This is a genomic window from Neisseria sp. P0017.S009, assembly GCF_051957375.1.
Taxonomy (GTDB): domain Bacteria; phylum Pseudomonadota; class Gammaproteobacteria; order Burkholderiales; family Neisseriaceae; genus Neisseria; species Neisseria perflava.
Genome location: NZ_JBQCWL010000039.1, coordinates 1 through 249 on the forward strand (window position 1 = coordinate 1; position 249 = coordinate 249).

Here is a 249-nt window from a genome sequence, read left to right on the forward strand (position 1 = left end):
GTGGGTATTGATGGGCGAAAGGCTTTGTGCAATGCCGCGCTGTATCGGTGTGTCACGTTAATCAGCCAAAGTATCGGGATGTTGCCGCTGAATGTGCTGCATAACGATGACGGGCGTGAGACTGCTACGGAGCATCCTGTTTGGAAACTGCTGAAACGGCAGCCGAATAAGTTTCAGACGGCCTATGAGTTCAAGAGTTTGATGCAAAGCCATGTTTTGCAATATGGCAATGCCTATGCGCTGATTATC

1 protein-coding gene is annotated in these 249 nt (G+C 49.4%); it reads left to right on the plus strand.

The annotated features are described in order from the left end of the window. The coding region (locus tag ACTHTG_RS11240; protein WP_440362653.1) for a phage portal protein at positions 1-249 on the plus strand (249 nt) is incomplete at both ends.